1 pseudogene is annotated in these 2,115 nt (G+C 55.8%); it reads right to left on the bottom strand.

Annotated elements, in window-relative coordinates:
• A pseudogene (locus RMSM_RS11095) lies at positions 1-1,670 on the bottom strand (multiheme c-type cytochrome); the annotation flags it as partial.
• Between the last annotated feature and the right edge of the window lie 445 nt (positions 1,671-2,115).

Here is a 2,115-nt window from a genome sequence, read left to right on the forward strand (position 1 = left end):
CCGCGATCGGCACGATGCTCGTCTTCGCCGTGTAGTCGTCCAGCGGCCACCCAATCGAATCCTTGTTTGGATTCGTTGCACTCGGGGCACTTGTCTTTCTGAGTGAAATCGATTTTGACGTGGCACCCATAACACTGGGGCGTCCAAGATGCGTGGCACGAATAACACTCCATCTGTTGCAAGTGCGCTGTCACGCTTTGCATCGCGACACGCCCTCGCTCGCTAATCTTGTTTTCTTGCATCAGCGTCTTCAGCGGCTTCATACGAATGTCGGCGCCGGCAGCGGTATAGACAATGATCTCGTCGCCATCGCGGACGACATTTTCGTAAGGATTGCCCCGCGCGGTCAGCAGGAACCCGTCGCGTTTGTCGACCTGGGCGCCTTGCAAGGTATGCGGCAGCGGCGTGTCGGTCAGCCCGCGTGGTTCGCCCGCTGCGGGGGCTTCGTCAAACTCGTCCATGAACCCGAGCGGCAAATCCCAGGGGAATTGATCCGGCGTGCCGTGACAATCGGAGCATTCGATTTGAACCGCGGCAAGGTTGGCGCCGGCCAGAAAACCGTCGCCGTGAACATCGAGCGAGGTATGGCAGTCTTGGCAAGTCATTCCTTTTTGGTAGTGAATGTCTTGCTCCATCGCCAAGTAGTGTTTGGTATGCAGCTTGGGTTGGTCACCGCCGTCTTCGGCGTAGGGCGAATGGAACGGGGTTTCCATCAGTCCTTGAAACGAGACGCCGATCCGTTTACCACGATCGTGACAGGTGGTGCAAGTTTCCACGGGAATGCCGCTGTACGTCGTGCCGTGCACGGTGACCTTGGCATCGCGGGTGCCTTGGATCGAATGCACCAATGCGTGCCCCGGTTCATCGTGCGGTATCGATTGATCGTCACCTTCGTAAAAGCCCTCGTTCCCGTAGGGGACGTGGCACGAGGAACAGCCCATGCCGCGGAAATCGCCTCGTTCTTGTCGTCCTTTGACTGCGTGATGGCAACGTTGGCATTCTTGACGGATATAGGTGAACGCGGCAAGTGACGGATCTTGTTCTAGTCGATCAAGTTCATCGGGCTGTAACGCATCGGGAAGCGGTTCATGACGATCGACAAAGACATTGGGCTCTTTGTCTTTTAGGATTGCCATGTATTTGCGATAAGCATCAGTGCCAAGTCGCTCGCTCGGGTCCGCTGGATTTTCGACGGCGTAGTTGGCCCATTTGTGTTCGTAACCTGTGAGCGATCCAAACGCCCAGCAGACGCCTTGGATCTTGCCTGCTTCGGTCATCATCAAGCTTTGCCACTGGACGCGAACTTGGTCTTCGTGACATTGGCCACAAGTTTCGGCGTTGACCCAAGGGCTGCTCGGTTGCGGATAAAAGTCATCGCCGCCATGGGCCTTTGCCTTGTCGACTTTTTCGGTCGGGTCGCCGTTGTGACAAACCACACAGCCGGCCGGATCGCCCAACGCTTCGCCACGCTGCATGATCTGGTTGAGCATCTCGGATCCGATTTCGCGAATCGGCTCGACCTCGGCGTGACATGCCATGCACCCCGACGCAGCGGCCTCAGGGAAATGGTCCAACAGACGATCGGCGTGACACGGCTTCGTCGCCATTGAAATCGCAATCGAGACTGCAACTAATAAGAATGCGAAATGGGGACGGGAATGAGACAGCATAAAGTCGTGAGCTTCGAAGAGTTGCAGCCGGTCCAGTACGGGGGGGATTATGACAGAAATGCGAAACGAATTCGCCCCAAACTTTCGGATATCGATCTGTTTTAAGCGGATTGAAAATCACGCTATGGATGCGGAAACCCGCATATTTTGCCTGTCACACTTCTGTGGTCAGCAGCCCCTGTTGACGTGATGGCGCAGGGGGAGTTTGGGGAATGCAGATGATGGATTAAGTAGCGCGGATGCCGGTGTACAAATGGTTGCGGGAAGGGGCGAGAGTTTCGTCGGGGAGAGTCGATTGAAGAGAGTCGATTGATCGGCGAGTCAGAGACCGCTTGTTGGATTAATCGTTCAACAGGCATCCGAAGGCGTATTCGCATTCGTTGGCGTACGCCTATCGGCTAACGGTTAACAAGGCATCTGAAGGCGTATTCACATTCGTTGGCGC

Origin of the sequence: Rhodopirellula maiorica SM1, assembly GCF_000346295.1 — a bacterium.
GTDB classification, from domain to species: domain Bacteria; phylum Planctomycetota; class Planctomycetia; order Pirellulales; family Pirellulaceae; genus Novipirellula; species Novipirellula maiorica.